Annotated in this window: 19 protein-coding genes and 1 pseudogene; 11 read left to right on the top strand and 9 right to left on the bottom strand. The window is 41.6% G+C overall.

Annotated features, from left to right (window positions below; genetic code table 11):
• Positions 1-42 precede the first annotated feature (42 nt).
• The gene (gene addB / locus ACFX4L_RS04035) at positions 43-3,540 is read left to right on the top strand and encodes a helicase-exonuclease AddAB subunit AddB (protein WP_377403970.1); all 3,498 of its coding nucleotides are present in this window, start codon (positions 43-45) and stop codon (positions 3,538-3,540) included.
• Positions 3,533-7,267, top strand: a complete 3,735-nt coding sequence (gene addA, locus ACFX4L_RS04040; protein WP_377403973.1) for a helicase-exonuclease AddAB subunit AddA — start codon at positions 3,533-3,535, stop codon at positions 7,265-7,267. The genes addB and addA overlap by 8 nt, the downstream gene beginning before the upstream one ends.
• A gap of 143 nt (positions 7,268-7,410) precedes the next feature.
• Here addA and ACFX4L_RS04045 read toward each other — a convergent pair.
• Positions 7,411-8,288, bottom strand: a pseudogene (locus ACFX4L_RS04045) (transposase); the annotation flags it as partial.
• Positions 8,289-8,622: 334 nt separating this feature from the next.
• Between ACFX4L_RS04045 and trpB the strand changes: the two are divergent.
• On the top strand, positions 8,623-9,786 hold the full coding sequence (gene trpB / locus ACFX4L_RS04050) for a tryptophan synthase subunit beta (RefSeq protein ID WP_377403976.1): 1,164 nt from the start codon (positions 8,623-8,625) through the stop codon (positions 9,784-9,786).
• A 44-nt stretch (positions 9,787-9,830) separates the two neighbouring features.
• Here the strand turns inward: trpB and ACFX4L_RS04055 are convergent, their stop codons facing one another.
• The 6 genes from ACFX4L_RS04055 to ACFX4L_RS04080 all read right to left on the bottom strand — a co-directional run bounded on the left by ACFX4L_RS04055 (position 9,831) and on the right by ACFX4L_RS04080 (position 11,797).
• Complete coding sequence (locus ACFX4L_RS04055) at positions 9,831-10,049, bottom strand: spore germination protein (protein WP_061462050.1); 219 nt, start codon at positions 10,047-10,049, stop codon at positions 9,831-9,833.
• 21 nt (positions 10,050-10,070) lie between these two features.
• A complete protein-coding gene (locus tag ACFX4L_RS04060) occupies positions 10,071-10,478 on the bottom strand; it encodes a spore germination protein GerPE (protein ID WP_377383429.1) in 408 nt (135 codons plus the stop codon).
• A 5-nt stretch (positions 10,479-10,483) separates the two neighbouring features.
• The gene (locus ACFX4L_RS04065) at positions 10,484-10,663 is read right to left on the bottom strand and encodes a hypothetical protein (RefSeq protein WP_061462052.1); all 180 of its coding nucleotides are present in this window, start codon (positions 10,661-10,663) and stop codon (positions 10,484-10,486) included.
• The gene (gerPC, locus tag ACFX4L_RS04070; protein WP_377403979.1) at positions 10,653-11,264 is read right to left on the bottom strand and encodes a spore germination protein GerPC; all 612 of its coding nucleotides are present in this window, start codon (positions 11,262-11,264) and stop codon (positions 10,653-10,655) included. Before gerPC ends, ACFX4L_RS04065 begins: the two co-directional genes overlap by 11 nt.
• Positions 11,265-11,340: 76 nt before the next feature.
• Positions 11,341-11,553: a spore germination protein GerPB gene (locus ACFX4L_RS04075; protein WP_377383433.1), complete on the bottom strand. Its 213-nt coding sequence runs from the start codon at positions 11,551-11,553 to the stop codon at positions 11,341-11,343.
• 22 nt (positions 11,554-11,575) lie between these two features.
• Positions 11,576-11,797 (bottom strand): spore germination protein, encoded by a 222-nt coding sequence (locus ACFX4L_RS04080; protein ID WP_377383435.1) that lies wholly within the window; start codon positions 11,795-11,797, stop codon positions 11,576-11,578.
• 223 nt (positions 11,798-12,020) lie between these two features.
• On the opposite strand from ACFX4L_RS04080, the gene ACFX4L_RS04085 reads away from it, so the two are divergent.
• From ACFX4L_RS04085 to ACFX4L_RS04100, 4 genes are all read left to right on the top strand, one after another.
• Positions 12,021-13,613: a long-chain-fatty-acid--CoA ligase gene (locus ACFX4L_RS04085; protein WP_284471483.1), complete on the top strand. Its 1,593-nt coding sequence runs from the start codon at positions 12,021-12,023 to the stop codon at positions 13,611-13,613.
• Between the two features lie 314 nt (positions 13,614-13,927).
• Positions 13,928-15,202, top strand: coding sequence for an MFS transporter (locus ACFX4L_RS04090; protein WP_377403982.1), 1,275 nt, complete (start codon positions 13,928-13,930; stop codon positions 15,200-15,202).
• A gap of 40 nt (positions 15,203-15,242) precedes the next feature.
• On the top strand, positions 15,243-16,424 hold the full coding sequence (locus ACFX4L_RS04095) for a DUF418 domain-containing protein (protein WP_377383440.1): 1,182 nt from the start codon (positions 15,243-15,245) through the stop codon (positions 16,422-16,424).
• 132 nt (positions 16,425-16,556) lie between these two features.
• The gene (locus ACFX4L_RS04100; RefSeq protein ID WP_377383442.1) at positions 16,557-16,901 is read left to right on the top strand and encodes a YisL family protein; all 345 of its coding nucleotides are present in this window, start codon (positions 16,557-16,559) and stop codon (positions 16,899-16,901) included.
• A 54-nt stretch (positions 16,902-16,955) separates the two neighbouring features.
• On the opposite strand, the gene ACFX4L_RS04105 is transcribed toward ACFX4L_RS04100, so the two are convergent.
• A complete protein-coding gene (locus ACFX4L_RS04105; protein WP_089363648.1) occupies positions 16,956-17,522 on the bottom strand; it encodes a DUF2777 domain-containing protein in 567 nt (188 codons plus the stop codon).
• Between the two features lie 320 nt (positions 17,523-17,842).
• Between ACFX4L_RS04105 and asnB the strand changes: the two genes are divergently transcribed.
• Complete coding sequence (gene asnB / locus ACFX4L_RS04110; RefSeq protein ID WP_377383443.1) at positions 17,843-19,690, top strand: asparagine synthase (glutamine-hydrolyzing); 1,848 nt, start codon at positions 17,843-17,845, stop codon at positions 19,688-19,690.
• A gap of 43 nt (positions 19,691-19,733) precedes the next feature.
• Here the strand turns inward: asnB and ACFX4L_RS04115 are convergent, their stop codons facing one another.
• Positions 19,734-21,488 carry an alpha-glycosidase gene (locus ACFX4L_RS04115; protein WP_377383445.1) on the bottom strand — a complete coding sequence of 585 codons (1,755 nt, stop codon included), beginning with the start codon at positions 21,486-21,488 and terminating at the stop codon, positions 19,734-19,736.
• Between the two features lie 370 nt (positions 21,489-21,858).
• Between ACFX4L_RS04115 and ACFX4L_RS04120 the strand changes: the two genes are divergently transcribed.
• From ACFX4L_RS04120 to ACFX4L_RS04130, 3 genes are all read left to right on the top strand, one after another.
• Complete coding sequence (locus tag ACFX4L_RS04120) at positions 21,859-23,106, top strand: extracellular solute-binding protein (protein ID WP_089363651.1); 1,248 nt, start codon at positions 21,859-21,861, stop codon at positions 23,104-23,106.
• Positions 23,107-23,256: 150 nt separating this feature from the next.
• Positions 23,257-24,792, top strand: coding sequence for an alpha-amylase family glycosyl hydrolase (locus tag ACFX4L_RS04125; protein ID WP_377403985.1), 1,536 nt, complete (start codon positions 23,257-23,259; stop codon positions 24,790-24,792).
• A gap of 78 nt (positions 24,793-24,870) precedes the next feature.
• Positions 24,871-26,520: a glycoside hydrolase family 13 protein gene (locus ACFX4L_RS04130; RefSeq protein ID WP_284471475.1), complete on the top strand. Its 1,650-nt coding sequence runs from the start codon at positions 24,871-24,873 to the stop codon at positions 26,518-26,520.
• Positions 26,521-26,666: the final 146 nt, after the last annotated feature.

Genomic DNA, 26,666 nt, shown 5'->3' on the forward strand with positions numbered 1-26,666 from the left:
TATGATGGATCTAGATATTATGTTGTATAAGGGGGAAAAGAGATGTCACTCCGTTTTTTACTGGGAAGATCGGGTGCAGGGAAAACTTCGAATATATTGGGCGAAATTCGCACCAAATTGGCAGAAAATCCCGAAGGCAATCCAATTATCTACCTCGTTCCTGATCAGATGACGTTTCTATCTGAATATAAATTAATTAAAACACCAGGCCTTGCCGGAATGATCCGTACACAGGTTTTCAGTTTTAGCAGGCTTGCTTGGCGCGTTCTTCAGGAAACTGGGGGAATGAGCCGGCTCCATTTGGACAGCGTTGGCGTTAATATGTTGATAAGGAAAATCATGGAGGATAAAAAAGAAGAGTTAAAGATGTTTCGTCGATCTGCTGATAAGCAGGGGTTCATTGCACAGATGGAGCTTATGCTGGCTGAGTTCAAGCAGTATTGCATCAAACCGGATGACATTCAAAACTATTTGACCGAAACATCACCCTCCGGCAGCGGCATACAGGATAAACTTCATGACCTTGAATTGGTCTATCAGGCGTTTGAGGATGAAATGGTTGGCAAATATTTAGATTCCGAAGACTATTTCACTTTGCTTATCGAGAAAATGTCTGAGTCTTCATATATAAGGAATGCGGATATCTATATCGATGGTTTTTATAGCTTGACGCCACAGGAATTGTTGATTGTGGAAGAAATGATGAAGCTGTGCAGGAGTGTAACGGTCTCGCTGACGTTAGATCAGCCCTACAGACAATATGCTCCGGATGATTTGCAATTGTTCAGGCAAACGGGAAATCTTTATCATAACCTTTATCAGGCTGGATTGAGGAACGGTATACCCATTTCAGAAGATCGAATCTTAAAAGGGTCGGAAAGGTTTGGAAAGAGTCCCGGCCTGAATCATCTGGAAACTTACTTTGCCATTCGTCCTGCACGGACGTTTGGGCAGTCACCTGATGTAACGATTGCCCAGGCAGTTAACCGCAGAGCTGAGATTGAAGGAGTTGCCCGGGACATCTTGACGCTTGTCAGACAGAAACAGCACCGTTTCCGTGATATTGCGATTTTAGTCCGAAATGGAGAGGCATACGCAGATATTTTACAAACCGTTTTTCGGGATTATCAAATCCCCTTGTTCGTCGATTCCAAACGGACCATGCTGAATCATCCTCTGATTGAACTGATTCGTTCGACTTTGGAGATCATCAATGGATACTGGCGTTATGAGCCGGTATTTCGTGCAATCAAGACGGAGCTTCTATTTCCGCTGCAAAAAAATCACGATAGGATGCGCGAACAGGTTGATAAGCTGGAAAACTATGTGCTGGCCCGTGGAATTAAAGGAAGCAGGTGGACGTCCAAAGAGCGTTGGACCTACCGGCGTTTCCGCGGACTGGAACTAGAGGACCGAAACCAGACGGATAAAGAAATGAAGCTTGAGCAAGAGCTGAATGAGATGAAGCAATTATTTACCGAGCCCATCTTGAAGCTATCAAAACGTGTTAAAAAGGCAGTTAATGGCAGGGAATTGTGTGAGGCCCTTTATCTATATCTTGAGGAATTGCATGTACCGGAAAAATTGGAAAAACTGAAACAGGAGGCAGAAGAAGCGGGTGATTTGGTATCGGCTAGAGAGCATGAGCAAACGTGGAATGCGGTTGTCGACTTACTAGACCAATTCGTTGAACTGCTGAGCGGGGAAGAGCTTTCCATGAAACAGTTTGCGGTAGTCATTGAAGCTGGTCTGGAGTCACTTGAATATTCTTTGGTACCGCCGGCAATTGACCAAGTCCTAGTAGCTAATCTCGATTTATCCCGCCTGGATGATGTGAGGGCAGCTTTTGTCATCGGCTTGAATGAAGGGGTTTTGCCAGGAAAGGCTTTATCTGACGGAATATTTTCAGATAGTGATCGTGAGGTGCTGCTGGCTGGTGGACTTGATGTTGCTCCAAATTCAAAGGTGCGCCTCCTTGATGAGGAGTTTACTGCGTATAAAGCTTTTACTACACCTGCTGAGGCCCTTTATTTATCATATCCGCTTGCCGATGAGGAAGGAAAGGCACTTTTACCCTCATCCTATTTGAAAAGGGTAAGGGACGTATTGCTTAACGTTTCCGATGTGTATTATATGAACGATCCATCCGATCTGACTGCTGAGGAACAGGTGAAATATGCGGCGAATTATGATGTGGCACTATCGTACCTTGCTGCCCAATTGCAGCTGAAAAAAAGGAACTATCCAATCCATTCACTTTGGTGGGATGTATATAATTCCATTTTGGAGGATGAAAAGGCCGGTCCTTCAGCAACCAAGGTTTTATCGAGCCTTTTTTATCAAAATGGAACAAAGAAATTATCAGAGGAAACAAGCAAGCAATTATATGGTGAGAGCATTCTTACGAGTGTATCCCGGATGGAAATGTTCAATAGCTGCCCGTTTTCCCATTATGCCGCTCATGGCTTGAAATTGAGGGAAAGGCAAATTTTCCGTTTGGATGCACCGGATATTGGTGAGATGTTCCACGGAGCGTTGAAAATGATTTCGGATTACTTAAAGGAACATGATATTCCTTGGTCTGCTTTGACGAAGGAACAATGTTTGGAGTTGGCTAGAATTGCTGTGGAGAAACTTGCTCCTAAACTTCAAAATCAGATTTTGTTAAGTACGAACCGCCATCACTATTTACGCAGGAAACTGGAACACGTGATTGGACGAGCCTCAATCGTATTAAGTGAACATGCAAAGATGAGCGGTTTTGCTCCAATTGGATTAGAACTCGGATTCGGAAAAAATGGAGAGCTGCCGCCACTTTCTTTCACATTGAAAAACGGTACGAAGATGGAATTGATCGGGCGGATTGACCGTGTGGATAAAGCGGAAGAAGGTGAGGGTGTCTATTTGCGTGTGCTCGATTATAAGTCGAGTGAAAAGGAACTGAACATGAGTGAAGTATATTATGGACTTGCGCTGCAAATGTTGACATACCTTGATATCGTCGTCACCCATTCGAAGTCGCTAATTGGAAAGGAAGCTATTCCAGCCGGCGTTTTGTATTTTCATGTGCATAATCCTGTTGTCAAATCAAAGGGAATGCTCAGTTTGGATAAAATTGAAGAAGAAATTTATAAAAGTTTTAAAATGAATGGACTTGTACTGGATCATTCAAATGTCATTCAGATGATGGATACTTCGCTTGATATTGAAAATTCAGGTAAGTCGGATATTATTCCAGCTGGATTTAAAAAGGATGGTTCGCTCCTGGCGGCTTCCAAAGTAGCCAGCAGGGAAGAGTTTTCGCTTCTGAATCATCATGTGCGCCGCGTTTATCAGGAGGCTGGTGATCGAATGGTCGATGGTGATGTGGATATAACGCCATATAAATTAAAGGAAAAAACGCCGTGCACCTTCTGTTCCTTTAAATCGGTATGCCAATTCGACCAGTCACTCGAGGAGAATCAATTTAGGAATTTAGCACAGAAGAAACAAAATGATGTTCTTGAGCTATTAAGAGGGGAGGGGGAGAGCGATGAGTAAAACGAAAATCCCTGCTCTGCCAGGAGACGTGACCTGGACGGAAGATCAGTGGAAGGCGATATGGGCTAAAGATCAGGACATACTGGTTGCGGCGGCTGCAGGTTCAGGGAAAACTGCGGTCCTGGTCAATCGGATCATCCAAAAAGTCATTTCAGAAGAAGATCCAATCGATGTTGATGAACTGCTCGTCGTTACATTCACCAATGCTTCGGCTGCCGAGATGCGCCATAGGGTAAGCGAGGCATTAGAAAAAGCGATCAATGAAAATCCGCATTCACAGCATTTGCGGAAGCAGTTGAGCTTGATTAATCGCGCTTCAATTTCCACACTTCATTCCTTTTGTTTAGAGGTGATCCGGAAGTATTATTACCTGACGGAAATCGACCCAGGCTTCCGGATTGCAGACTCTACAGAGATCCAGCTACTCCGTGATGAAGTGATGGAAGAACTTTTCGAGGAACAGTATGGCCAAAATGATAATGATGAGTTCTTTAATTTGGTTGATGCTTTTACGAGCGATCGAAATGATGATGCACTTCAGAATATAGTTCGATCGCTGTATGATTTTTCGCAATCAAATCCTGATCCGGACAGATGGCTCAATGGTGCAGCAAGCATGTATGAGTTGGCTGATGATGATGGGATTGATGACCTTTCGTTTATCGATTCATTGAAATTCGATATTGGTTTACAACTGGACACTGCCAGGGATTTATTGGAACGGTCGCTTGCGTTGACAAAAGTCCCTGGGGGGCCGGCACCAAGGGCTGAGAACTATTTAGCCGATTTGACCCTGGTTGCTAAACTTTCGGAAGTGAAAGACCAATCCTGGAATTCTCTTTATGAAGAAATCCAAAACGTGAAATTTGGAACGGCAAAACGGCTTACTGGTGAAGATTTTATCAAGGAAGTATCGGATGAGGCTACCAAGTATCGCGATAAGGCGAAGAAGATCATCAAATCGTTACAGGAAGAGTTATTTTCCCGAAAACCGGAAAGCTATCTGCGCGATATAAGGGAGCTCAAGGGTTATGTCGATACACTTGTAATGCTTGTTAAACAGTTTGACGATCGATTCTTTGCTGCAAAAGCAGAAAAGAACTTAGTGGACTTTGCTGATTTGGAACATTATTGTCTTCGGATTTTGACAGGGGAGATTGTGGATGGCGAACGAAAACCTTCAGCGGCAGCTATCGAATACAGGAATCAGTTCAAGGAGGTTCTCGTAGATGAGTATCAGGATACGAACCTTGTTCAGGAATCCATTTTAAAACTGGTGACGGCTGACGGCGAATATAATGGGAATCTGTTTATGGTAGGCGATGTCAAGCAGTCCATTTACCGCTTTAGGCTTGCGGAACCGAATCTCTTCCTTGGAAAATACACACGTTTTACCCATGATGGTGTTGAGTCCGGACTTAAAATAGATTTAAACCGCAATTTCAGGAGCCGAAAGGAAGTTCTCGATGGGACGAACTTCTTGTTTCAACAGTTGATGGGCATTACAGTCGGTGAGATTGATTATGATGAAGATGCCCAATTGAAGAAAGGTGCCCCATATCCCGAAGACGATCCAAACCCAATTGAACTCCATTTAATTGATGGAACAGCCGATTCGGGAGCCCTTTCGGACATGGAAGGATCGGATGGCGGGTTTGAGGCTGAGGAACTTGAAAAAGCGCAGCTTGAAGCAAGGCAAATGGCTAAGCTCATTAAAAAGGCTATAGGCGAAAAGCATCGGATATATGATACGAAAACCAAAAAGTACAGATCTGCCACATATCGTGACATGGTCATTCTTCTTCGCTCGATGCCGTGGGCACCGCAAATCATGGAGGAATTTAAAAAGCAGGGGATTCCAGTCTATGCCAATTTGTCGACAGGGTATTTTGAAGCGACCGAAGTGGCCATCATGATTTCCTTATTGAAGGTGATTGATAATCCGCAGCAGGATATCCCATTGGCTTCCGTTCTCCGTTCACCTATAGTCGGGCTGGATGAAGAAGAAATGTCACAGGTGCGTTTATTCCATACAGGGAGCTATTACGAAGCATTAGCTGATTTTTACAGAAAGAGTGACCCGGAAGAACATCCCGGGCTATATGAAAAAGCCTCAACTTTTTATAAAAAGCTAGTAAAGTGGAGGAAGCTTGCCAGGCAGGAAGCATTATCAGATTTGATCTGGCTTCTATATCGCGAAACGCAGTTTTATGATTTTGCAGGAGGGATGCCAGGTGGTAAACAGCGCCAGGCCAATTTAAGAGCTTTGTATGACAGGGCAAGGCAATATGAAGAAAGTTCATTCCGCGGTCTGTTCCGTTTCTTGCGTTTCATAGAAAGGATGCAAGAACGTGGAAATGATCTAGGGGCAGCCCGGGCTTTAGGGGAACAGGAAGATGTAGTCCGCCTGATGACGATTCACTCGTCAAAGGGTCTTGAGTTCCCTATCGTGTTTCTTGCCGGTCTTTCCAAGCAATTCAATATGATGGATATACGCAAGCCGTATTTACTGGATAAGGATTATGGCTTTGCGGCTAAGTATGTGAATTCCGAATTACGGATAACTTATCCATCCCTCCCTCAATTGGCTTTTAAGAAAAAAAAGCAGCTTGAATTAATTGCCGAGGAGATGCGTGTCCTCTACGTGGCACTTACTAGAGCTAAAGAAAAGCTTTATTTAATTGCCAGCATCAATGATGCAGAAAAAACGCAGCAGAACTGGGAAAGTAATGCGGCACATGGAGATTGGCTTTTAAAGGACTATGTACGGGCAGGTGCAAAAAGCTATCTTGATTGGATTGGTCCATCCCTTGTCCGGCATCGGGATTCCCTTGGTGCTGCAGGCCTTGGCTTGGAAATGGAGTCGCATCCATCGAATTGGTCCATTTCCGTCATTCCGAGTGAAGAACTTGCTGTCCTGGATGAGGAAGAGGCGCTGGTACAGGAGCAAATACTCGATCATGTCCAAAAATCAGAGAAGGTCGCGATGGTTTCCGAATTTTATGATGATATCAAAAAACAGCTCGAATGGGAGTACCCCGAGCATGAGGCGACGGTGTATCGTTCCAAACAATCCGTTTCTGAACTAAAACGTCAATATGAATTGAAGGACGAGCAAAGCTCCACGGAGTTGTTACGTAAATTTAAACGTCCCATCACGAAGCGTCCGACTTTCATGCAAGAAAAGTCACTGACACCTGCTGAAAGGGGTACGATTACACATTTAGTCATGCAGCATATTGATCTATCTAAAGAGATTACCATTCAATCGATTCTGGAACTGATGGTAGACTTGATTCAACGAGAGTTGTTGACGGAGGAACAGAAAGAAGCTGTGGATCCGGAAACGATTGTCGATTTCTTTGACAGTGAAATCGGCCAAAGAATGCAGAGGGCCGGGAGCATTCGCCGTGAAGTGCCATTTACGATGTCGGTGCCTGCAAAAGAGGCTTACAGCGATTGGGCAACTGGCGAAGAGGAGATCCTTATCCAAGGTGTGATTGATTGTATCTTTGAGGATGAACAAGGTCTTGTGCTACTCGATTATAAAACGGATACAATCACTGGCCGTTTTGCTAGCGGGTATGAAGGGGCTAAAGAAATCCTTGCCGATCGATACCGGATGCAGCTTCAGCTATATACGAGGGCTGTTGAAGGGATATTGAATAAGAAAGTAACCAGCCGTTACTTGTTTTTCTTTGACGGATCGCATTTATTGGAATTATAAGAGAGACAGAGTGTCCCATTTATGTGGGACACTCTGTCTGTAGACAAAAGGGGTTCGGAATTAAAACATTCCGAACCCCCTTTTGAAATTCCCTTTGAATTTTGCTCAATATTAAGGAATTGGATCTCTACGAGCCTACTATGTTAGGCGATTTTTGGACATAGCCATGTCCAATTGGCCATCTTCTTTTTATTCATGGCAGCGAAAGTGAGCATCGCCTGCATCGACAATTTTTTAAGTCCCCTTAAAGTAGTCCAACGCATGCCATGGTTTTCTTTTGCATCTGCGAAAACACGCTCAATCGTTTCATTACGTTTCGCATAGATAGGTTTTACATCTTGATGATGACGCAGATGATCTGCTTCTTCCATATAATCTTGCCAAATATGACGTGTCACTACTTTTTGATGGTCTTTACTTTGGGTACACTTTGATAAAAATGGGTTTTGGTGATTTGTACTCACGATAGCCCTCTTTATTCGTTGTTGAGTACTTTAATAGCTCTCCCGAAGGGCAAAGGTAACAATCAAAATGTTCATCGTAAACATAGTTATATTTGCAGAAGAATCCTTCTTTTGTTCGAGGACGTGTATACGGTAAAGCCGGTGTTATTTTATTACCAAATAGATAGCTTGTAATCGCCGGTGTTTTATAAGCTGCATCTGCGGCAAAAGCTTTTGGTTTTCCAGCTTTTTCAATTACTTGTCCAACAAGTGGCTCTAAGATGTGACTATCATGTCCAGGTGTTACAATTGTCCCCAGTACAAAACCGTTGCGGTCGGTAGCCACAAATGAATAGGCAAACTGTTTTGTTCGTTCATCTTTGACATAGTAACCACTCTCACGGTCAGTTGTACTTTGTTTAATTTCTTTGGTTTCTTCCTTATTAAGTTTATCCGGTGGAAAAGGTTTTTATTATGGTTTTCACGGTTTGATATATTTCTTCTTGAAGTCGTCCTTGATACGCACGTGTTTCCTTGCGAACGATTTTTTTTTCAAATTTCCGCTTATTCGCACTTGCGCATTTCAAATCGATCTCGCTGAATAAAATCATGTTTAGAAAGCATCCTCATCACCTTAAGTTTTAATACTCAAAGTTGATTGGAGCGGAAGGTACGAGACTCCTGCGGGAAAAGCGCGTCTAGGGGAGACCCACACAGGCGCAAGCCGAGGAGGCTCACTGACCGCCCGCGGAAAGCGAGTGCCTGGATTGGAAATCAACGTTCAAATTGTACAAGCAAAAAAAACTGTAGACAAACTCGATTTTCACCAAATAAACAGAATAGTTTGAAAAAATATAAAAAATTACTATATACTAGAGGAGAAAAATACCTTTTAAAGGAGTAGAGAAGAGTATGACGAGTGAGATCAAGAGCAGGGGATACTTTGGTGAGTTCGGTGGGAGCTTTGTACCGGGTGAACTACAGGAAGTTATGGATATTTTAGAAACGGAGTTCCTGAAATATAAGGATGACCCGGAATTCATTGAGGAGTTTCAATATTATCTGAAAGAATATGTCGGACGCGAAAACCCGTTGACCCTTGCACAGACTTTAACGAAAAAGATTGGCGGGGCAAAAATATATTTGAAGCGTGAAGATTTGAATCATACAGGTGCTCACAAAATTAATAATGCGATTGGACAGATCCTGCTCGCTAAACGGATGGGTGCTAATCGCATCATCGCAGAAACTGGCGCTGGACAGCATGGTGTAGCGACTGCAACAGCATGTGCGATGTTCGGCTTAGAGTGTGTAATCTATATGGGTAAGCTGGATACGGAGAGGCAGGCATTGAATGTCTTTCGGATGGAATTGTTGGGTGCAAAAGTTGTAGCGGTCGAAAAGGGACAGGGGCGATTAAAGGATGCCGTTGATGAGGCATTAAATGATTTGGTGCAAAACTATGAAAATACTTTTTACTTGCTTGGTTCAGCAGTGGGCCCGCATCCCTATCCAACGATCGTTAAGCATTTTCAAGCAATCATAAGTGAAGAATCAAAACGCCAGATCGTTAAAAAGGAAGGAAAGCTCCCAACTGCCATCATTGCTTGCGCAGGAGGGGGAAGCAATGCGATTGGTGCTTTTGCACATTATATCAAAGAAGAAAATGTCCGTTTAATTGGTGTAGAACCAATTGAAGCCCCTAGTATTTCGCAAGGTGTCCCGGCAGTATTGCACGGATTCAAAAGTTTGACGTTAGTGGATGAGCATGGGCAGCCAAAACCGACATTTTCCATAGCGGCCGGCTTGGATTACCCAAGTGTTGGACCCGAGCATAGTTTTTTGAAAGATAGCGGACGAGCGGAGTATGTGACGGTAAAAGGGGAAGAAGCTCTTGAGGCTTTTCAGGTGTTATCCAAAACAGAGGGGATCATCCCAGCTCTCGAAAGCTCGCATGCTCTAGCTTACGCCATGAAGTTAGCAAAAGAGTTAACAAGAGATGATATCCTGATCGTTAATTTATCAGGACGGGGTGATAAAGATGTGGAGCAAGTATTTAACATGTTAGAAAAATAGGCCAAATTTAAAAGCCTCCCGGATATGGGAGACTTTTTCTTTGACTAATTATTCCCTGCAATGGGTTGGTCGACCCCATTGACATCAAGGACATTGCTTCCATTCAGCCCATTGGCCGTAAAGACGATCGCACCAGTGTTAGATGAACCGGATCCGGTGACAGTTTTGTTGGAAGACTTCGGCGAAATGACGGCTGCATCCCCGAATAACAGGTTTCCATCCGCGACATTGAATATTTGGACTGGACCGACAATAGCTGGCATATAAATTCCTCCTTTTAACATTTAAGGGGTGTGGGTTGAATCCTCAATTGGTGTCTTTTCGGTTTTTTTAGGAATCTCCCGAATGTGTTTCACTCTGGATTCCATACGTATATGACCGACATTCCCCACACCGACAACAGCTGAAGATGATACCCCGATTACGTCGATGTTGCCAACATGAATAAAAGGATTCGGATTTGAAAATCTTGATATGACGGGTTCATTCAATCTAGGGATATAAAATGGTTTCTTAAAAATGTCATAGTCTTCGAAATGAACATCCACTGAATCGAAAGTGTCGCTTTTCTTCTGGAGTGCCAAGGCAAATGAGTTTCCGTCAATATAAGAACAGTCTCCAATCTGCATGGTGGAGCTAAAAAGGATTGTCTTGGCAGATAAAGACTTTACTTTTGATGTTCTTGAAAACATCTCTTTTATCCTTTTGGAGCAAATGGGACGGTTGGTCCGATGATAAGGGATTCCGGAGGTGTATCGAATGCGGAAGATAGTTGGACCGTTTGCACATCCCCTATTAGAAATAAAGCAGAGCTTGATACACCGATAATTTTGATATCACCTACGCAAAGCTGGTGATTGATTACATTAAACTCCATTTGGATTTCCTCCTGTCTCGGTTTGTGAATGGGTAATGAATTGAAATAATGCAGCTTGAATATCGGATTTCACCTTTTCCCTGACTTTTTCCTTGATATTATCCCGTTGCTCTGGTGCACGTTCCGCATAATTAAGATTATCGAAATACATATTGATTCGTTGATGAAGCTGGCGTTCGACGTCCTGCTTAATGAAGTCATGATAAGAGGGTTCCAATGATACTTTTAACTGGGTTTCCGCATCGTGGATCATATTTTCCAAGTCTGAAAGTATATCGTTGAAAATTTCCTGGACAACGATTTCTCTGCCTGGAAATAGGTTCGGTGCAGGTGGAACGGGTTGGTTGTTGACGGCAAATTCATCAATGTTGTTTAGATCATTAGGGTTTAAGCCGATATTCAACGTTCCATCTAAAGATTCGACTTTTAATTGATCGAATTTATATTCAATTTTATCTACATGGATTGGCGGTTTGCTTTTCAGTTGGGCAAGTTCATCTGTCAGGCGTTTGAGTTCGCGTTCAAGTTTCATGATCCGTTTATCCTGGGCTTCAAGATAACACTGCATTTGGATGGAGTACGAATATAGATCCTGATTCACGATTCAACACCTCACCTTCACAATATGATAAATTCATTTATGACAGTATATGAAAAATATGGAAATGGGTGAATGCCTATGAATTAGGACGATTAAATGGGACGAAACTGGTTAATGGGGTTACATCAGCTTCAATTCCGGGAGCAGGCTCAGTGAATCCACCGGTATTGGCTAATGTGGAATATGGTTTAATCACCCCGGCACTTCCTATTTGAAAAACGGATGAATTGGCGATGCTTTGAATTTTTATCATATTGATTTGTATTGTCTGTTGAATATTGAAGATCATGCTGACTCCTTTCTTAAAAACATTAGAGATTTAAGACCAGTGGCTGATCAATACCATCTGTATCATTTGTATTTGTGGTGCTATAGGCATTATATAGTGATATGGATTCACCTGTATTGAATGAGCCAGCACCCGAAAAAGTTTTCGCAGTGGAATATGGACCAATTTTAAAGACGTCACCAACATGGACAACTCCACTGTTACTGACATTGATGACTTGAACGATTCCTACGATGGCCGGCAAGAAAAATCACCCTTTTTTATTCTGGTTTTACCCTTAAATCAAGGCGATGAGCCTACACTGAAGGGAGTATCAATGTATTGTATGTCAACTCAAGATTGATGTGATTCATCTGCCTATCAATTTGTTGTTGTATAACAGGTGAGAGTGTCATTGGATGAATGGCAACAGATATGGTAAAATGTTTATTAATTCAGAATTTTTAAATAAAATGAGGGGTGAGGAAATGAACGTACCATTAGTATTATCGCATTTCTTAGATCGAGCAGCCTTACTATATGGCGATAAGAAAGCCATCATTGGAGATGACAAGGTTTTATCCTACTTAGAGTTGAACGGCCGTGTAAACCAGCTTTCAAATGGTTTAAGGGATCTTGGAGTCAAAAAGGGTGATAGGGTGGCATATTTGGCACCTAACTCAATTGAAATGCTTGAAGGCTTTTATGGAGTATTTCAACTTGGGGCCGTAATCGTTCCATTGAATATCCGCTTGAAGCCTGCCGATTATTTATTCATTTTGAACCATAGTGAGTCCAAGGTTCTTTTCGTAGATCAGGAATTGTATCAACTAATTTATCCTGTCAAGGATGAACTTGAATCGGTGGAACACATAATTGTACATTATAAAGGTGAAGAGATAAATGAAATCGATTACAACTATTGGCTGGAAAGTTATGATAACAGGAGTTTTAATCGGGAGTCAGTGGATGAAAATGATGTTTCGAGCCTTCTTTATACAAGCGGGACCACAGGAAATCCCAAAGGGGTGATGCTGACTCACCGCAACAATTACCTGCATGCCCTAGGTGCGATGCATCACTTCAGAGTCAATGACCGCGATACATATTTGCATGTACTGCCGATGTTCCACGTAAATGGTTGGGGTGCCCCATTTTATTATACGGCAAATGGTGCCACTCAAATTTGTTTGAGGAAAACCACACCCGAAACAATATTTGATGCACTTGAAAAGCATAAGGTTTCCATTATGCATATGGCACCAACGGTTCTGAATTCTTTGTTTCAATATTATGAACGGAATGTTCCGGTGATTGAGCAAGATATCCGAATCGTTGTTGCGGGTTCCGCTCCGCCCCCTGCATTCGTTACAAGGGTAGAAAAAGAGTTAGGCTGGGAATTCATTCAAATTTATGGAATGACTGAATCAACACCGGTAGCTTTGATATCGCTGATTCGTTCTGAATTCGATGATCTTTCGGAAAAGGAAAAATATAGAATGAAGGCGAAAGCCGGATATCCCATCATAGGCAGTGAGGTAAGGGTTATACATGAAAATGGTGAGGAAGTAGCCCATGATGGCGTGGATATCGGGGAGCTCATCGTCCGCAGTCATGGTGTGATGTTAGGTTATTGGAAAAATGAAGAAGCGACCAACCAGACACTGAGAAATGGATGGCTGCATACTGGGGATATGGCAACAATCGATGAAAATGGAAATGTTGATATCGTTGACCGCAAAAAGGATATAATCATAAGTGGCGGAGAAAATATCTCTTCCATAGAAGTGGAAGGAATACTCTATGAACATCCGGACATTCTTGAAGCGGCAGTCATTGCCGTTCCGCATGAAAAGTGGGGAGAGACGCCGCATGCCTTCATTGTGCTAAAAAGGGGTGTGGAATTAACAGAGGATGATATAAAGACCTTCACACGAGAAAAAATGGCCCATTTTAAATCAGTCACCAGTGTGTCGTTCGTCGATGAGCTTCCAAAAACGGCATCGGGAAAAATCCAAAAAATCCATCTTCGTAACGATTACTGGGAATCTAAGGGGAAAACAGGCAGATTCGTCAATTGAGCTCGCTAACGCTGATCAGAAATGATCAGCGTTTTTGTCCATTTGATCTGGTGTGATATGGATCCTGACGGGAAATGAAGGTGGGGGGCTCCCTTTGACCATGATGAATGCCCACTTTCGTAATCACAGCCACAGGAACTCATGCCATTGTTTGATAAAGGCCATCATAATCAAATCATTCATTTTGACTTTTTAAGATGATGAGTGGAATTTGTTTCGATAAAAAAACTTCCTGTTTAACGATAAAGTGTTACTATTATAAAATATTTCAAATTATTATGATTTTTCTTTTTTTTGGATTGTGGGGGAGAACATTGAAACGTATTCATTATAGCTGGGTGATTCTAATCATTACATTTTTCTCGATTATTGTAGCCGGAATCGTTAGATCATCATCAGGAGTATTCATCGTACCATTTGAAAATGAGTTCGGGTGGGACCGGTCCGTCATTTCTTTAGCCTTTGCTATAAGTCTTTTTCTTTATGGTTTATCGGGTCCATTCATGGCTGCTCTAATTGAAGTGCTTGGATTAAAGAAAATGATGGTGTTGGCCATGTCAACTTTATTGACAGGGATTTTCCTCACTTTTTTCATGGATTTTGAGTGGCAGCTCATTTTAATTTGGGGGATTATCATTGGCTTGGGGTCTGGAGTGTTTTTAACGGTATTGAGCCCATATGTGGCAAATCGTTGGTTCGAGAGGAGGCGGGGGCTGGCAGTCGGGATACTAACGGCAAGTACGGCCACAGGTCAGCTCATTTTACTTCCGGTTTTAGCAATTATCATTGAGAATTACTCTTTTAGATGGGCGATTAGTTTAATTTTGGTCCTTTGCTTAATCATGCTTGTAATCATCCTTTTATTCATGAAAAACGATCCGAAGGAAGCTGGGATTCTTCCATATGGATTAGTGGAGGAAATCCAAGAGGCTGTTCCAGTCGAAAAGAAGAACCCCATCGGTATGGCTTTTCAGTCGTTAATTGAAGCAGTGAGAGTAAAGGAATTCTGGTTATTGGCAGGAAGTTTTTTTATATGTGGACTTTCAACGAGCGGGCTGATCGGCACACATTTCATTTCTTACTGCATTAGTTTTGGATTACCGGTCGTTATGGCAGCGTCACTGTTATCTTTCATGGGGATCTTTGATTTGGTTGGTACGACTGTATCGGGGTGGTTATCAGATCGTTTTGATAACCGTTGGTTGTTGTTTTGGTATTACGGTCTAAGAGGTGCTTCCCTCGTTTTGCTTCCTTTTGCGCTAAAAGAAGGCTCAATCGCGCTATTGATCACCTTCTCCGTTTTTTACGGCTTGGATTGGATAGCTACAGTGCCTCCGACCATAAGCATTTCAAGGCAAGTCTTTGGATTGGAGAAAAGCGGGATTGTATACGGTTGGATATTCGCGGCGCATCAGGCGGGTGCAGCAGTGGCGGCATATGGCGGGGGGCTTCTCTTCAAAATATTCAACTCTTATACATGGGCATTCTTCCTTGCAGGAATCTTTTGCTTATTGGGTAGCTTGTTTGTCATACTAATAAAAAAGCAAAAATCGGCAACAGTGGTTAAAGATGAAACAATGAGGTTATAGAAGTGGTGTTAAATCTGTTATGGATGAGAGAGGTGAATCTATGAAGGGCACGTTTGTACCTATACAGGAAAGTAAACGGATCGTAAGCATCGATATTTTACGTGGGTTAGCCATTTTAGGTATTTTTTTAGTGAATATGCCTTCTTTCCACTCCCCGCTCTTATACATAGATGGTGCTGAACGATGGTCCGAAGGATGGGACGGGATTTTGTACAGATTCAGTGATGTAGCCGCACAAGCCAGCTTTTATCCTTTATTTGCGTTTCTGTTCGGTTTCGGGGCCGTCATACTGGCTATTAGGAGTGAAGAAAAGGGCATTTCATTTCCTATACTATTTACGAAAAGGCTAGGTTTCCTGCTGGTACTTGGGTGCATTCATGCCTTCTTCATCTGGCATGGGGACATCCTTATTAATTATGCTGTATTTGGGTTTGCATTTTTGTTTTTTTATAAGATGAAGGGCAGGACTTTAATTCTGTTAGGCTCGGTTTGTTATGTTCTTCCTTTTGCTATATTGGGTTCACTATTTCTTATAATGGGCATATTTGATAGGGAAGGAATGGAAATGACGACTGATTCAGCGATGATGAAACAGTCTTTGGAAGTTTATCAATCTGGTACATTTACGGAAATAATGACTCAAAGGGCACTAGATTGGTATATGGTGAACAACCCTTTTAATGCCATTATCCTTTTCTTATCGATTTTTCCGTTTTTTTTAATTGGAGCAGGCGTTGCAAAGCAAGGCTTTCTCCAAAATATTAATCAATATAAACGACAGTTGAAAGCGATATTGATCGTAAGCTTGCTGCTTGGTTTGTCGATTAAGATCCTGCCATATGTGACGGTATACCATTTTGGTACGATATTCGTTCAGGATTATTTTGGCGGACCGCTACTTACGATTTTTTATATCACGGCAATCGCGCTTTTGGCGGAACAGGCAGGAGATTCCCGACTGTTCCGGCCCCTTTCGTATATCGGAAGGATGTCGATGAGTAATTACTTATTCCAATCGATCGTATGTACGGCCATTTTTTATTCATATGGCCTTGGTTTATATGGATCAGTCTCATATACGACTGGATTTGTTTTCCTTTTAGCCCTGTTTTGCCTGCAAATGCTGCTTTCCTTATTGTGGATGAGTCTGTATAAATACGGACCGGTTGAATATTTATGGCGTATTGTTACATATGGTAAAAAACCGGTTATGCGTCGATGATGACTAGATGAGAAGAAATGTAAATGATGTTCATTAAATTGTTGATTTTACCTATTCAGCTGAATCTTAGTTTTGTTTTTTTGTAAAAGCCTATGATATGATGAAATGGAAACTGAACGAGGGGGCAAAAAAATGACTACACATATTCATATTACAGCTTGGGTTATCGGAATCATTCTTTTCTTTGTCACATATTCGATGCTTAAAAGCGGAAATCCGAAAGCAAAAATGTTACATATGATAACACGTTTATTCTATCTATTGATTTTCCTTACAGGCGGAATGCTGATCACGAATTTTAGTGTTTACGCAGTGAAAATGATTGTCGGAATCATCGTGATTGCGGCGATGGAAATGGTGTTGGTCCGTACGAAAAAAGGGAAAAGCACAGGTGCCATGTGGATATTGTTCATCGTTGCGTTTGTATTCGTCCTTTATTTAGGGCTTTCCCTGCCACAGGGAATGGACTTTTTTTAATACAGAATGGAAACGGGTAAATGAGGAAATCTCATTTACCCGTTTTTTTACAAGTTATTGTGAATTCACTTTCTCAATGACGATCCTTTTTCCAGTGTTAAGTGTGAATTCAAAACGATCGTGATCCTTTTTACCATAAGAAAAATGGTGCTGAACGAGACATATTTGGCTCTCGTTATCAAAGGTGAAGAAATTCACGCCGGACTGGTTAGGGACTGCCCTTAAAAAAGTGAGCTGATTATAGCTATATATACAATCATAAATAGAAAAATCAAGTGAATTCAAGGTCGTTACAAATTGGAAAAAGGAATCGTCGTTCAATTCTTCCAATAAACGTTCAAAAGAGTAGAGCAGTTTTTTGCGAATCCGAATGGGCTCATTTTCCCTTAAGAAGGTGATTTCCCGGTGAAGCAGGATTTTCCCCTCTTCTTCAATAACTCCTTGCCGCCAGCGCCCACCCCTGTACACTTCAATGATGCTATCAACGTGGTCTTCAATGGAGCACGCCTCATCAGTTTCATCATCGAAAAAAATCCATTGTTGATTGATATTTTCCACTGTTCCTTCGGTAAAGCCTCTTGTTTGCCTGTTCATTAACTTGATTCGTTGTTGCTGACTCATACATATACCTCCAATAGTGGAATCCTCACCTACTTTTTAGTCAAAATCCAATGAAAATATAACTGTATATTTTAAAATATTATGGACAAATAACCATCTTTCCGTCTTTGCATAGGCTATGTTTAAACACGGGATACTTTGCTCAACAATTCATTAACAACGTCGGGCGTTGTGGCAGGGGGTCTTACGGAATGATGCTGATCGATACTTAAATCTTCTTTGCAATGGTCTTCGAATTTACAAATATGGAACTGTAAATCTTTTTAAGACAGGGAGCCAATATTTTTTTGATAGTCCGGATAGAAAGGATGAATTTTAAAATGTGTGGGATAACAGGCTGGGTGCATTTTCAAAAAGATTTACGGACAAAAACGAAAACACTGGAAAACATGACAAAAACGTTGGCAAAGCGGGGGCCAGACGAGGAAAATGTTTGGTGCGAAGCCCATGTTGCCTTTGGTCATAAACGGTTAACGGTTGTCGATGCGGAAGGCGGAAAACAGCCGATGACGAAATATCACGAAAACGGCAGGTATACGCTTTGTTATAACGGAGAGCTATATAACACCGAGGATATTCGTAAACAGCTATTATTAAAAGGATATTCCTTTAACGGTCATTCTGATACAGAAGTTTTACTAACTTCTTATATAGAATGGAAAGAAAAATGCATTGACTTGTTCAATGGGATTTTTGCGTTTGGGATTTGGGATGAAAAGGAACAGAAATTATTCGTTGGAAGAGATCGGATGGGGGTAAAGCCATTCTTTTACACGGAAAGGGACGGCGGGTTCATTTTTGGATCGGAATTGAAGGCGATTCTAGCCCATCCCGATGTTAAAACGGAGATCGACCGCAGTGGACTATCTGAAGTTTTTGGTGTTGGTCCATCCAGAAAGCCAGGTTCAGGCGTATTTCATAATATCCAGGAGTTAAGGCCTGCCCATGCGCTTACCTTATCAAGGAAAGGTCTCCGGATTTGGAGATATTGGAATGTGAAAAGCGAAGAACATCGAGATACCCTTGATGAAACGGCCGAGAAGGTCCGCTTCCTTGTCGAGGACGCAGTGACGCGGCAACTGGTATCTGATGTTCCACTTTGTACTTTCTTGTCAGGAGGGCTTGACTCAAGCGCCATAACAGCCATTGCAGCAAACGTCTATCAAAAAGAAGGGAAAGGCCAGCTTCATACGTATTCCATTGATTATGAAGATAATGAACGCTATTTTAAGGCAAATGATTTTCAGCCTAACTCTGATGGGCATTGGATTAATAAGATGTCTGAAACCTTTAACACGGTTCACCATTCATCGATCATCACTCAAGAACAGTTAACGGATTATTTAACAGAGGCTGTCCTTGTAAGGGACCTTCCAGGCATGGCGGATGTCGATTCTTCTTTACTTTGGTTTTGTAAGGAAATCAAGCAGGATTTTGTCGTAGGCCTGTCTGGCGAGTGTGCGGACGAAATTTTTGGCGGTTATCCTTGGTTTCATCGTGAGGATGATTTGAATCGTGCCGGATTTCCATGGATGAGATCGACCGATGAGCGGGTGTCTTTATTGAAATCGGGATGGCGCGAGAAATTGAAGCTTGAGGAATATGCGCAGGAAGCCTATTTTACCACCCTTGCCGAAACGCCCAAATTGGAAGGGGAAAATGGTGTGGCAGCAAAGCGGAGAGAGCTTTTCTATGTGAATTTATTATGGTTCATGACGACTCTTCTTGACCGGAAGGACCGGATGAGTATGGGGGCAAGTCTAGAGGTCCGCGTCCCATTTGCCGATCATCGCCTTGTTGAATATGCATGGAACATTCCTTGGGAAATGAAAATGGAAGGCAACCGTGAAAAGGGTATTCTGAGGAAAGCGTTGGAGGGGCTTTTACCTGATGAGGTATTGTATCGCAAAAAAAGTCCATACCCAAAAACCCATAACCCTATATATACAGACCGTGTGCAGGCATTGTTGAAGGACTTGCTGAAGGATAAAAATTCGGTCCTGCATGAGTTCTTTGATAAACAGAAGCTCACGGATATAGTAGAATCCAAAGGTGCCGCTTTTAAAGTGCCATGGTTCGGGCAATTGATGTCAGGTCCACAGTTGCTCGCTCACTTGGCACAAACCCATGTATGGTTCAAAGAATATGATATCCAAATAATCGATTGAAAAAAACGGGGCCGATGATTTTCATTGCCCCGTTTTCATTGCCTCAATGATTGAATGCGAGAATTTTATATTGATAACCGCCCAATTCAAATTTACCTTCCTGTGTGGTTTCTTTTGTTCTTAAATCGGTTAGTGTACGTCCGTTCAAATCAAAAGGTAGGGTAAAGGATTGCTGGACATCCGTCGGATTGATGAGGATCAGGACAGAACGTTCTCCATTATACTTTTGGTATGCCACAATATTTTCATTTCCGGCTGTATCAAGGAATTTGAACTTTCCGTCATTGGCAAGTAATCGTTCTTCTTTTCGCAAGAGGATCAATGTCTTAATTTCATTGAAAAGCTCGGTATTTTGTTTTTCTTCTTCCCAGACCATGCATTTTCGGCACCCTGGATCCATGCCTCCGGTTAAGCCTATTTCATCTCCATAGTATATACAAGGGCTGCCATTGAATGTCAAAAGGATTGCGTGGATGAGCTTGGTTCGAGCTAGATCTTCCCCGCAATCCGTGAAAATCCGCGGTGTATCATGGCTGCCAAGAAGATTGAATGTCACATCAAAAACATTGGTAGGATAACTGTGATAGATGGCTGTCATTTCTTCTGTGAACTCGCGTGCATTGATGGTTTGTGAAGCGACCAAGCGAAAAACTTGGTTGGTAAACGGGTAATTCATGACCGCATCGAACTGATCGCCGCGAAGCCATGGCATCGAGTCATGCCAAATTTCCCCAAGAATATAAAGGTCAGGCTTTATATTTTTCACCGTTGTTCGAAATTCACGCCAGAATGGCTGATCGACTTCATTTGCCACATCGAGCCTCCAGGCGTCTATATCGAACTCCTTGATCCAATAAGCCGAGACCTCGAGCAGATATTCTTTCACCTCAGGATTCGCAGTATTCAATTTTGGCATCGATTCAAAAAAACCGAATGTTTCATAATTTGGCCTTTCCCCTCCTTTAAGAGGAAAGCTGTGTGGGTGGAACCAATCCTTATATTTTGATTTCTCCCCTTTTTCGAGTAAATCCTGAAACGGGGGGAAATAGTAGCCGCTATGGTTAAAAACGGCATCCAGCATGACCCGGATATTCCGTTTGTGGCATTCGGTTATTAGTGTTTTCAATGTTTCCTTCGTTCCGAATTGCGGATCGATACTCCGATAATCAATCGTATCGTATTTATGATTGGAGTAGGCATGGAAGATTGGCGTGAAATAAATTCCGTTGATGCCGAGCTTCTCTAAGTAATCCAAATGTTCAATGATTCCTTGGAAGTCCCCGCCAAAAAAATTATCCACGGCCGGTTCTTCACTACCCCAAGGTATCACACCTTCCGGATCATTGTCTGGGTTTCCGTTCGCGAATCGTTCAGGAAAAATTTGATACCAAATCGTATCTTTGACCCATTCTGGTGCTCCGAATAATTCATTTTGATGTAGATAAGGAATCGCGAAATAGCTCCCGGGATCTCTGGGGGGTTCTTTAAAGAAACCCTTTTCCGTGTAAATGGCACTTTCATCTTCTGAGGATACCTTGAACCCATATCGAATTCTTCTGTAGGAGGGCTTCACATAAATATGCCAATAATCATAACGGTTATCGCTGCCTGATAAACTCATGGGAAGTTCTTCGTACTGCCATTGACCATCATTATCTGAAATGTATGGATCCCCAAAAATCAATCCGGCTGAGGAGATATCTTGTTTTTTCGTACGCAGGCGGATATGTAGGGTTTCCGTGTTGATGGGATAGCTATAATTGTCATTAGGTCTATGGTGTATGGATGAAAATTCCATTGAAAACACTCCAATTCTATAAGTATTTGAGGAAGTGAATTGAAAAAGGGAACTTCAGGCTGTTTATGAGGGAGGGCTCTATGTAGTTATAATTAGCCGGGTTTAAGTGTTTTTTTCAATATGGTCATATACCCAAGTTTAATTGAAAGAAGCACTTATTAACTAAAAAATAACAAAAAGTGTTCATCACTACAAGGAAATAAATACGTCGAGGAAAATGTTGTAAAAACCAAAGCTGTTCATATAATGATAACAATAGGTTTGGTGCCGCTTTCATTTAGGAACTTTGTTTGATTGGCTGAACTGAAAAACAGTATTATTTGGTGCTTTTGGACATGATAAAATAAACATTTTAAAAAGGAGAATGAAAATGAAGAAGCTGATTTTTCATTTTTTCATGTCCATGTTCTTGATCGTTATTGTAAGTGCTTGTGGATCCAGTTCAGATTTGGAAAATAAAGTAGTGAAAGAAAATAAGAAAAACGAAGAAGCCAGTAATGAAGCGAAGCCGAAAAAATTGATCATTTGGGAGGAAAAAGGTAAAGCCGAGGCCCTAAAGCCAGTAATTGAGGCATTTGAAAAAGAATATGGAATCAAAGTTGAGCATAAAGAGCTGGAAATAGCTACCGAGATGTATCACCGGCTTCGTCGTGATGGGCCAATCGGAAACGGAAAAGCCCCGGATGTTGTTACTTTTTCCCATGACAAAGTCGGGCGTATCGTGAAGGAAGGCCTAATTCAGGAAGTGAAGGTGAATGAAGAAGTAATAAATGCCTTCATTGAATCTTCAATCAGGGGGGAAATGTATCAAGATAAGGTATTTGGATTGCCGAAATCCGTGAACACTTCCGTTTTCATTTATAATAAAAAATTGATGGCTAAAGCTCCTGAAACGATGGATGACCTATATAAAATGGCGAAGAAATCAAGAAAAGGGAAAGTGTATGGTTACTATGCCAAATGGAATGATTTCCATGATGCGTATGGAGTGATGGCTGGAATGGGAGGTTATGTATTTAGAGATAAGGATGGAAATCTGGACCCTTCGGACATTGGTTTGAATAATAAGAGTGCAATAAAAGGGGCTCGGTACATCCAAAAATGGTATAAAGCGGATTTGATTCCAAAAGGCGACGAGGCAGCGATCGGGAAGTTATTTGATCAAGGGAATTTGGCTTCTTTCATGAGTGACGGTAACTCATTTTCCAAGAGAAAGGATACAGGAATTGCCCCTTTGCCCAAATTGCCAAATGGTCAGCCAATGAAAACGTTCATGGAAATCAAAGGCTGGCATGTAACAGCATTCACTAAACATCCTTACTGGTCTACGAAGTTAGTGGAATATTTGACAAACGATGATAATGCAATCCAGCGTTATGAAAAAACAGGGGAAATCCCCCCAAATAAGGCAATCAAACAAAACCCAGCAATCAATGAAGATAAAAGGGCACAAGCCTTAAGCATACAAATACAATACGCTGAACCTGTGCCGAATATTCCGGAAATGAATAAGGTATGGGGACCGATGAATTCTGCCATGGATGATATATCCACTGAAAAAGCAAAACCAAAAAGGGCTTTGGATAAAGCTGTGAAAACGATAAAAAAAGAACGTTAAAATCGTGTTCTGCTTATTCCATTCATTATGCGTAACCAGTATCTCCAAATTGTCCCTTTAGTGTAAAGTTTTTTATAATTTGGATTTGACGTTAAGGGGCCAAAAGGCTAATCTTAAAGGCGTAAAGAGATAGCTAGGAGGAGAGCGGATATGAGAAAAAGAGTGTTATCACTCGCTTTAATTCCGTTGCTTCTTTTTTACGCCATTCCAGTAGGAGCAGCTGAAAAAGAACAACGAACTTGGAAGGATGAAATCGTATATTCATTATTAGTCGACCGATTTTTCGATGGTAATATACAAAATAATGGAGACGCGAATGTCAATGACCCTTCTGCGTTTAATGGTGGGGATTTTGAAGGTGTCACGAAGAAACTGAATTATTTAAAAGATATGGGTTTTACCGCTATCATCCTTTCACCGATTTTCGCTAATGATGAAAATGGTTATCATGGTGACTGGGTGACCGATTTTTATAAAACGGATAAACACTATGGGACAATTAAAGAGTTTAAAAAACTCGTGAATGAGGCACATAAACGCGATATGAAGGTGATCATTGATTTTCAAGCTAATAATGTGGGTCCTGAATCATCATGGCTGACAGACCCTGAAAAACAAGGTTGGTTCCATGAAGAAAAAAAGATTTCCAAGGACGGAAATCAGGATGATTTGGAAACAGGATGGGTTGATGGTCTTCCGGATTTGAATCAAGACAATGATGAACCGCGGAAATATTTACTTGATGCGGCCAAATGGTGGATTACGGAAACCGATATTGATGGATACCGTTTAAATAAAGTCCAATACGTAGCAAAAGATTTTTGGAAGGAATTTGTGGATGCAGTCAAATCTGAAAAATCAAACTTCTATACAATAGGAGATGTACAAGGTGATACCGATTTGATTTCAAGCTACAAGCAGACGGGTATCGATGCTTTTATGGCTTATCCGCAAAATGCCGAGCTGCGGAAAGCATTTGCTGCACCCGATAAAGAATTTAAACCTGTTTTTAATGCATTTGCGAAAAGTGAAGATGAATTTGGGGGAAATGCTCCTCAGGCATTGTTCATGGACACTCAGGGAATGCCCCGATTTACCAAGGATGCAGCCGATCATAACGAAAATCCAGGTTCCAGATGGAAAATGGCTCTGTCATATCTCTATACGGTGCCAGGAGTGCCAATCGTATTTTATGGATCGGAAATAGCCTTAAATGGCGATAGTGCCCCGGATAATCATAAATTGATGAATTTTAAGACAGAACAGGAATTGGTCGAATATATAACAAAGCTTTCCGATCTCAGAGACATGTACCCAGCATTGATAAAAGGGGATTTGGAGCTTTTATATGAAAAAGGTGGAGCTTCGGTTTTCAAGCGTGTGTATGGTGATGAAACGATTGTCGTCGCCATGAACAATACGACTGAAACTCAAACGATAAACCTTACTGAAAAGGAACTTGAAAAGAATAAAGAGTTGAGAGGTATGCTGAATGGGGATCTGGTCCGCAGTAAGGACAACAGCTACTCTATCGTAATCGACAGGGAGACGACGGAAGTCTACACACTTTCACCTAAGTCGATTATTAATATTCCTTACCTGTTAGTTATAGGATTGGTTCTTCTCATTTTTGGTATATTCATTGCTTTGGTTATTAAGCGTTCAAAACGGAACCAACCAAAATAATCATATACCTCTCGATGTCGGTAGCTGCCAAACATTGTCCCTAAGGCTTTGTGGAAAACAGGATCGGGAGGGTACAGCATGAATAAGACCTGGTGGAAAGAAGCGGTTTGCTATCAAATTTACCCGCGCAGTTTCATGGATAGTAATGGTGATGGCGTCGGAGATATAAAAGGATTGATTTCAAAGCTCGATTACCTGCAGGATTTAGGGATAGATGTTATTTGGATTTGTCCATTTTACAAGTCCCCCAATGCTGATAATGGCTATGATATTAGTGATTATCAGGCCGTATCCGATGAGTTCGGTTCAATCGAAGATATCGAACTGTTATTGAAAGATGTTCACGCACGTGGGATGAAGGTGATACTCGATCTTGTTTTGAACCATACAAGTGATGAGCACCCATGGTTCGTCGAGTCACGTTCGTCCCGCGATAATCCTAAACGGGATTGGTATATATGGAGGGATGGGCAGGACGGAAGGGAGCCTAATAATTGGGAAAGTATCTTTTCCGGAAGTGCCTGGAAGTTCGATGAAAGGACCAATCAATACTATTTACATTTATTTGCCGAAAAACAGCCAGATTTAAACTGGAAAAATACTGATGTACGACATGCATTGTATGAAATGGTCAATTGGTGGCTCGACAAGGGAATTGATGGCTTCCGGATTGATGCTATCACTCATATTCATAAGCGTGAGGGCTTGCCGGATATGCCCAATCCTTATTGGCATCAGTATGTACCTGCGTTTGAAATGCATACCAATCAGGATGGGATTCTGGATTACCTTCAGGAGTTGAAAGAAGAGACTTTCTCTAAGTATGATATCATGACGGTCGGTGAGGCCAATGGCGTCAGGATTGAGCAGGCTGAAGATTGGGTTGGGGAATTGAATGGGAAATTCAATATGATATTTCAATTTGAACATCTTGGACTTTGGAATAGGGGACAGAATCACGATGTTGATGTTCAGGGGTTAAAACGCACAATGACCAAATGGCAAAAAGTGATGAAAAACAAAGGCTGGAATGCTTTGTTTTTTGAAAACCATGACCAGCCGAGAAGTGTATCGACATGGGGAAATGATCATCAATATTGGTTGGAAAGCGCAAAAATGATTGGGGCTCTATACTTTTTCATGCAAGGGACACCTTTTATTTATCAAGGTCAGGAAATAGGTATGACGAATGTCCAATTTGATTCGATTGATGATTATGATGATGTTGGAATGAAAAACTTTTACCGGATTGAGACCTCCAAAGGCCGTCCGCATGATGAAATCATGAACATTATCTGGCATAGCGGCCGTGATAATTCACGAACCCCGATGCAATGGAATGAAAATGAAAATGGTGGGTTCACGCACGGAAGACCTTGGATGAGGGTTAATTCCAATTACCGCGCCATTAATGTAGAACAGCAGAAGAATGACCCATCATCCATTTATCATTTTTATAAAAAGATGATTGAACTTCGAAAAAAACATCAGGTCCTTGTTTATGGGGAATATGAATTATTATGGGAAGATCACCCTGAGCTTTATATTTATACAAGAAGTATGAATGAAAATTCAGTGATGGTAGTATGTAACTTTAGTATGAATCACCACCAAATCAACCTTTCTCATTGGGGTAAAATGGAACTTTTACTAGCTAATTATGATGATTGTCCTGAAGGGTCCGTTATTGATTTACGGCCATATGAAACGAGGATTTATCGTTATTGACCTTTAAATGATTTCTTGTATATTACCTTAAAACCCTATGTGGTTAGTCGTCTGACTTCTTTCCTTCCAAAAGACTTGTCGTTTTTTTAGAAGCTGATCCAAAATCAGCTTCTTTTTAATTTTAAAAAAAGGGATGAAAAAAACGG

The organism is Peribacillus sp. YIM B13482, assembly GCF_042787975.1.
GTDB classification, from domain to species: Bacteria; Bacillota; Bacilli; order Bacillales; family DSM-1321; genus Peribacillus; species Peribacillus simplex_A.

What these genes read in the sequence shown, in the direction of transcription:
- addB (WP_377403970.1), top strand. Translation starts at nt 43, where the DNA reads ATGTCACTCCGTTTTTTACTGGGAAGATCGGGTGCAGGGAAAACTTCG.
- addA (WP_377403973.1), top strand. Translation starts at nt 3,533, where the DNA reads ATGAGTAAAACGAAAATCCCTGCTCTGCCAGGAGACGTGACCTGGACG.
- trpB (WP_377403976.1), top strand. Translation starts at nt 8,623, where the DNA reads ATGACGAGTGAGATCAAGAGCAGGGGATACTTTGGTGAGTTCGGTGGG.
- ACFX4L_RS04055 (WP_061462050.1), bottom strand. Translation starts at nt 10,049, where the DNA reads ATGCCAGCTATTGTCGGTCCAGTCCAAATATTCAATGTCGCGGATGGA.
- ACFX4L_RS04060 (WP_377383429.1), bottom strand. Translation starts at nt 10,478, where the DNA reads ATGTTTTCAAGAACATCAAAAGTAAAGTCTTTATCTGCCAAGACAATC.
- ACFX4L_RS04065 (WP_061462052.1), bottom strand. Translation starts at nt 10,663, where the DNA reads ATGGAGTTTAATGTAATCAATCACCAGCTTTGCGTAGGTGATATCAAA.
- ACFX4L_RS04075 (WP_377383433.1), bottom strand. Translation starts at nt 11,553, where the DNA reads ATGATCTTCAATATTCAACAGACAATACAAATCAATATGATAAAAATT.
- ACFX4L_RS04085 (WP_284471483.1), top strand. Translation starts at nt 12,021, where the DNA reads ATGAACGTACCATTAGTATTATCGCATTTCTTAGATCGAGCAGCCTTA.
- ACFX4L_RS04095 (WP_377383440.1), top strand. Translation starts at nt 15,243, where the DNA reads ATGAAGGGCACGTTTGTACCTATACAGGAAAGTAAACGGATCGTAAGC.
- ACFX4L_RS04100 (WP_377383442.1), top strand. Translation starts at nt 16,557, where the DNA reads ATGACTACACATATTCATATTACAGCTTGGGTTATCGGAATCATTCTT.
- ACFX4L_RS04105 (WP_089363648.1), bottom strand. Translation starts at nt 17,522, where the DNA reads ATGAGTCAGCAACAACGAATCAAGTTAATGAACAGGCAAACAAGAGGC.
- asnB (WP_377383443.1), top strand. Translation starts at nt 17,843, where the DNA reads ATGTGTGGGATAACAGGCTGGGTGCATTTTCAAAAAGATTTACGGACA.
- ACFX4L_RS04115 (WP_377383445.1), bottom strand. Translation starts at nt 21,488, where the DNA reads ATGGAATTTTCATCCATACACCATAGACCTAATGACAATTATAGCTAT.
- ACFX4L_RS04120 (WP_089363651.1), top strand. Translation starts at nt 21,859, where the DNA reads ATGAAGAAGCTGATTTTTCATTTTTTCATGTCCATGTTCTTGATCGTT.
- ACFX4L_RS04125 (WP_377403985.1), top strand. Translation starts at nt 23,257, where the DNA reads ATGAGAAAAAGAGTGTTATCACTCGCTTTAATTCCGTTGCTTCTTTTT.
- ACFX4L_RS04130 (WP_284471475.1), top strand. Translation starts at nt 24,871, where the DNA reads ATGAATAAGACCTGGTGGAAAGAAGCGGTTTGCTATCAAATTTACCCG.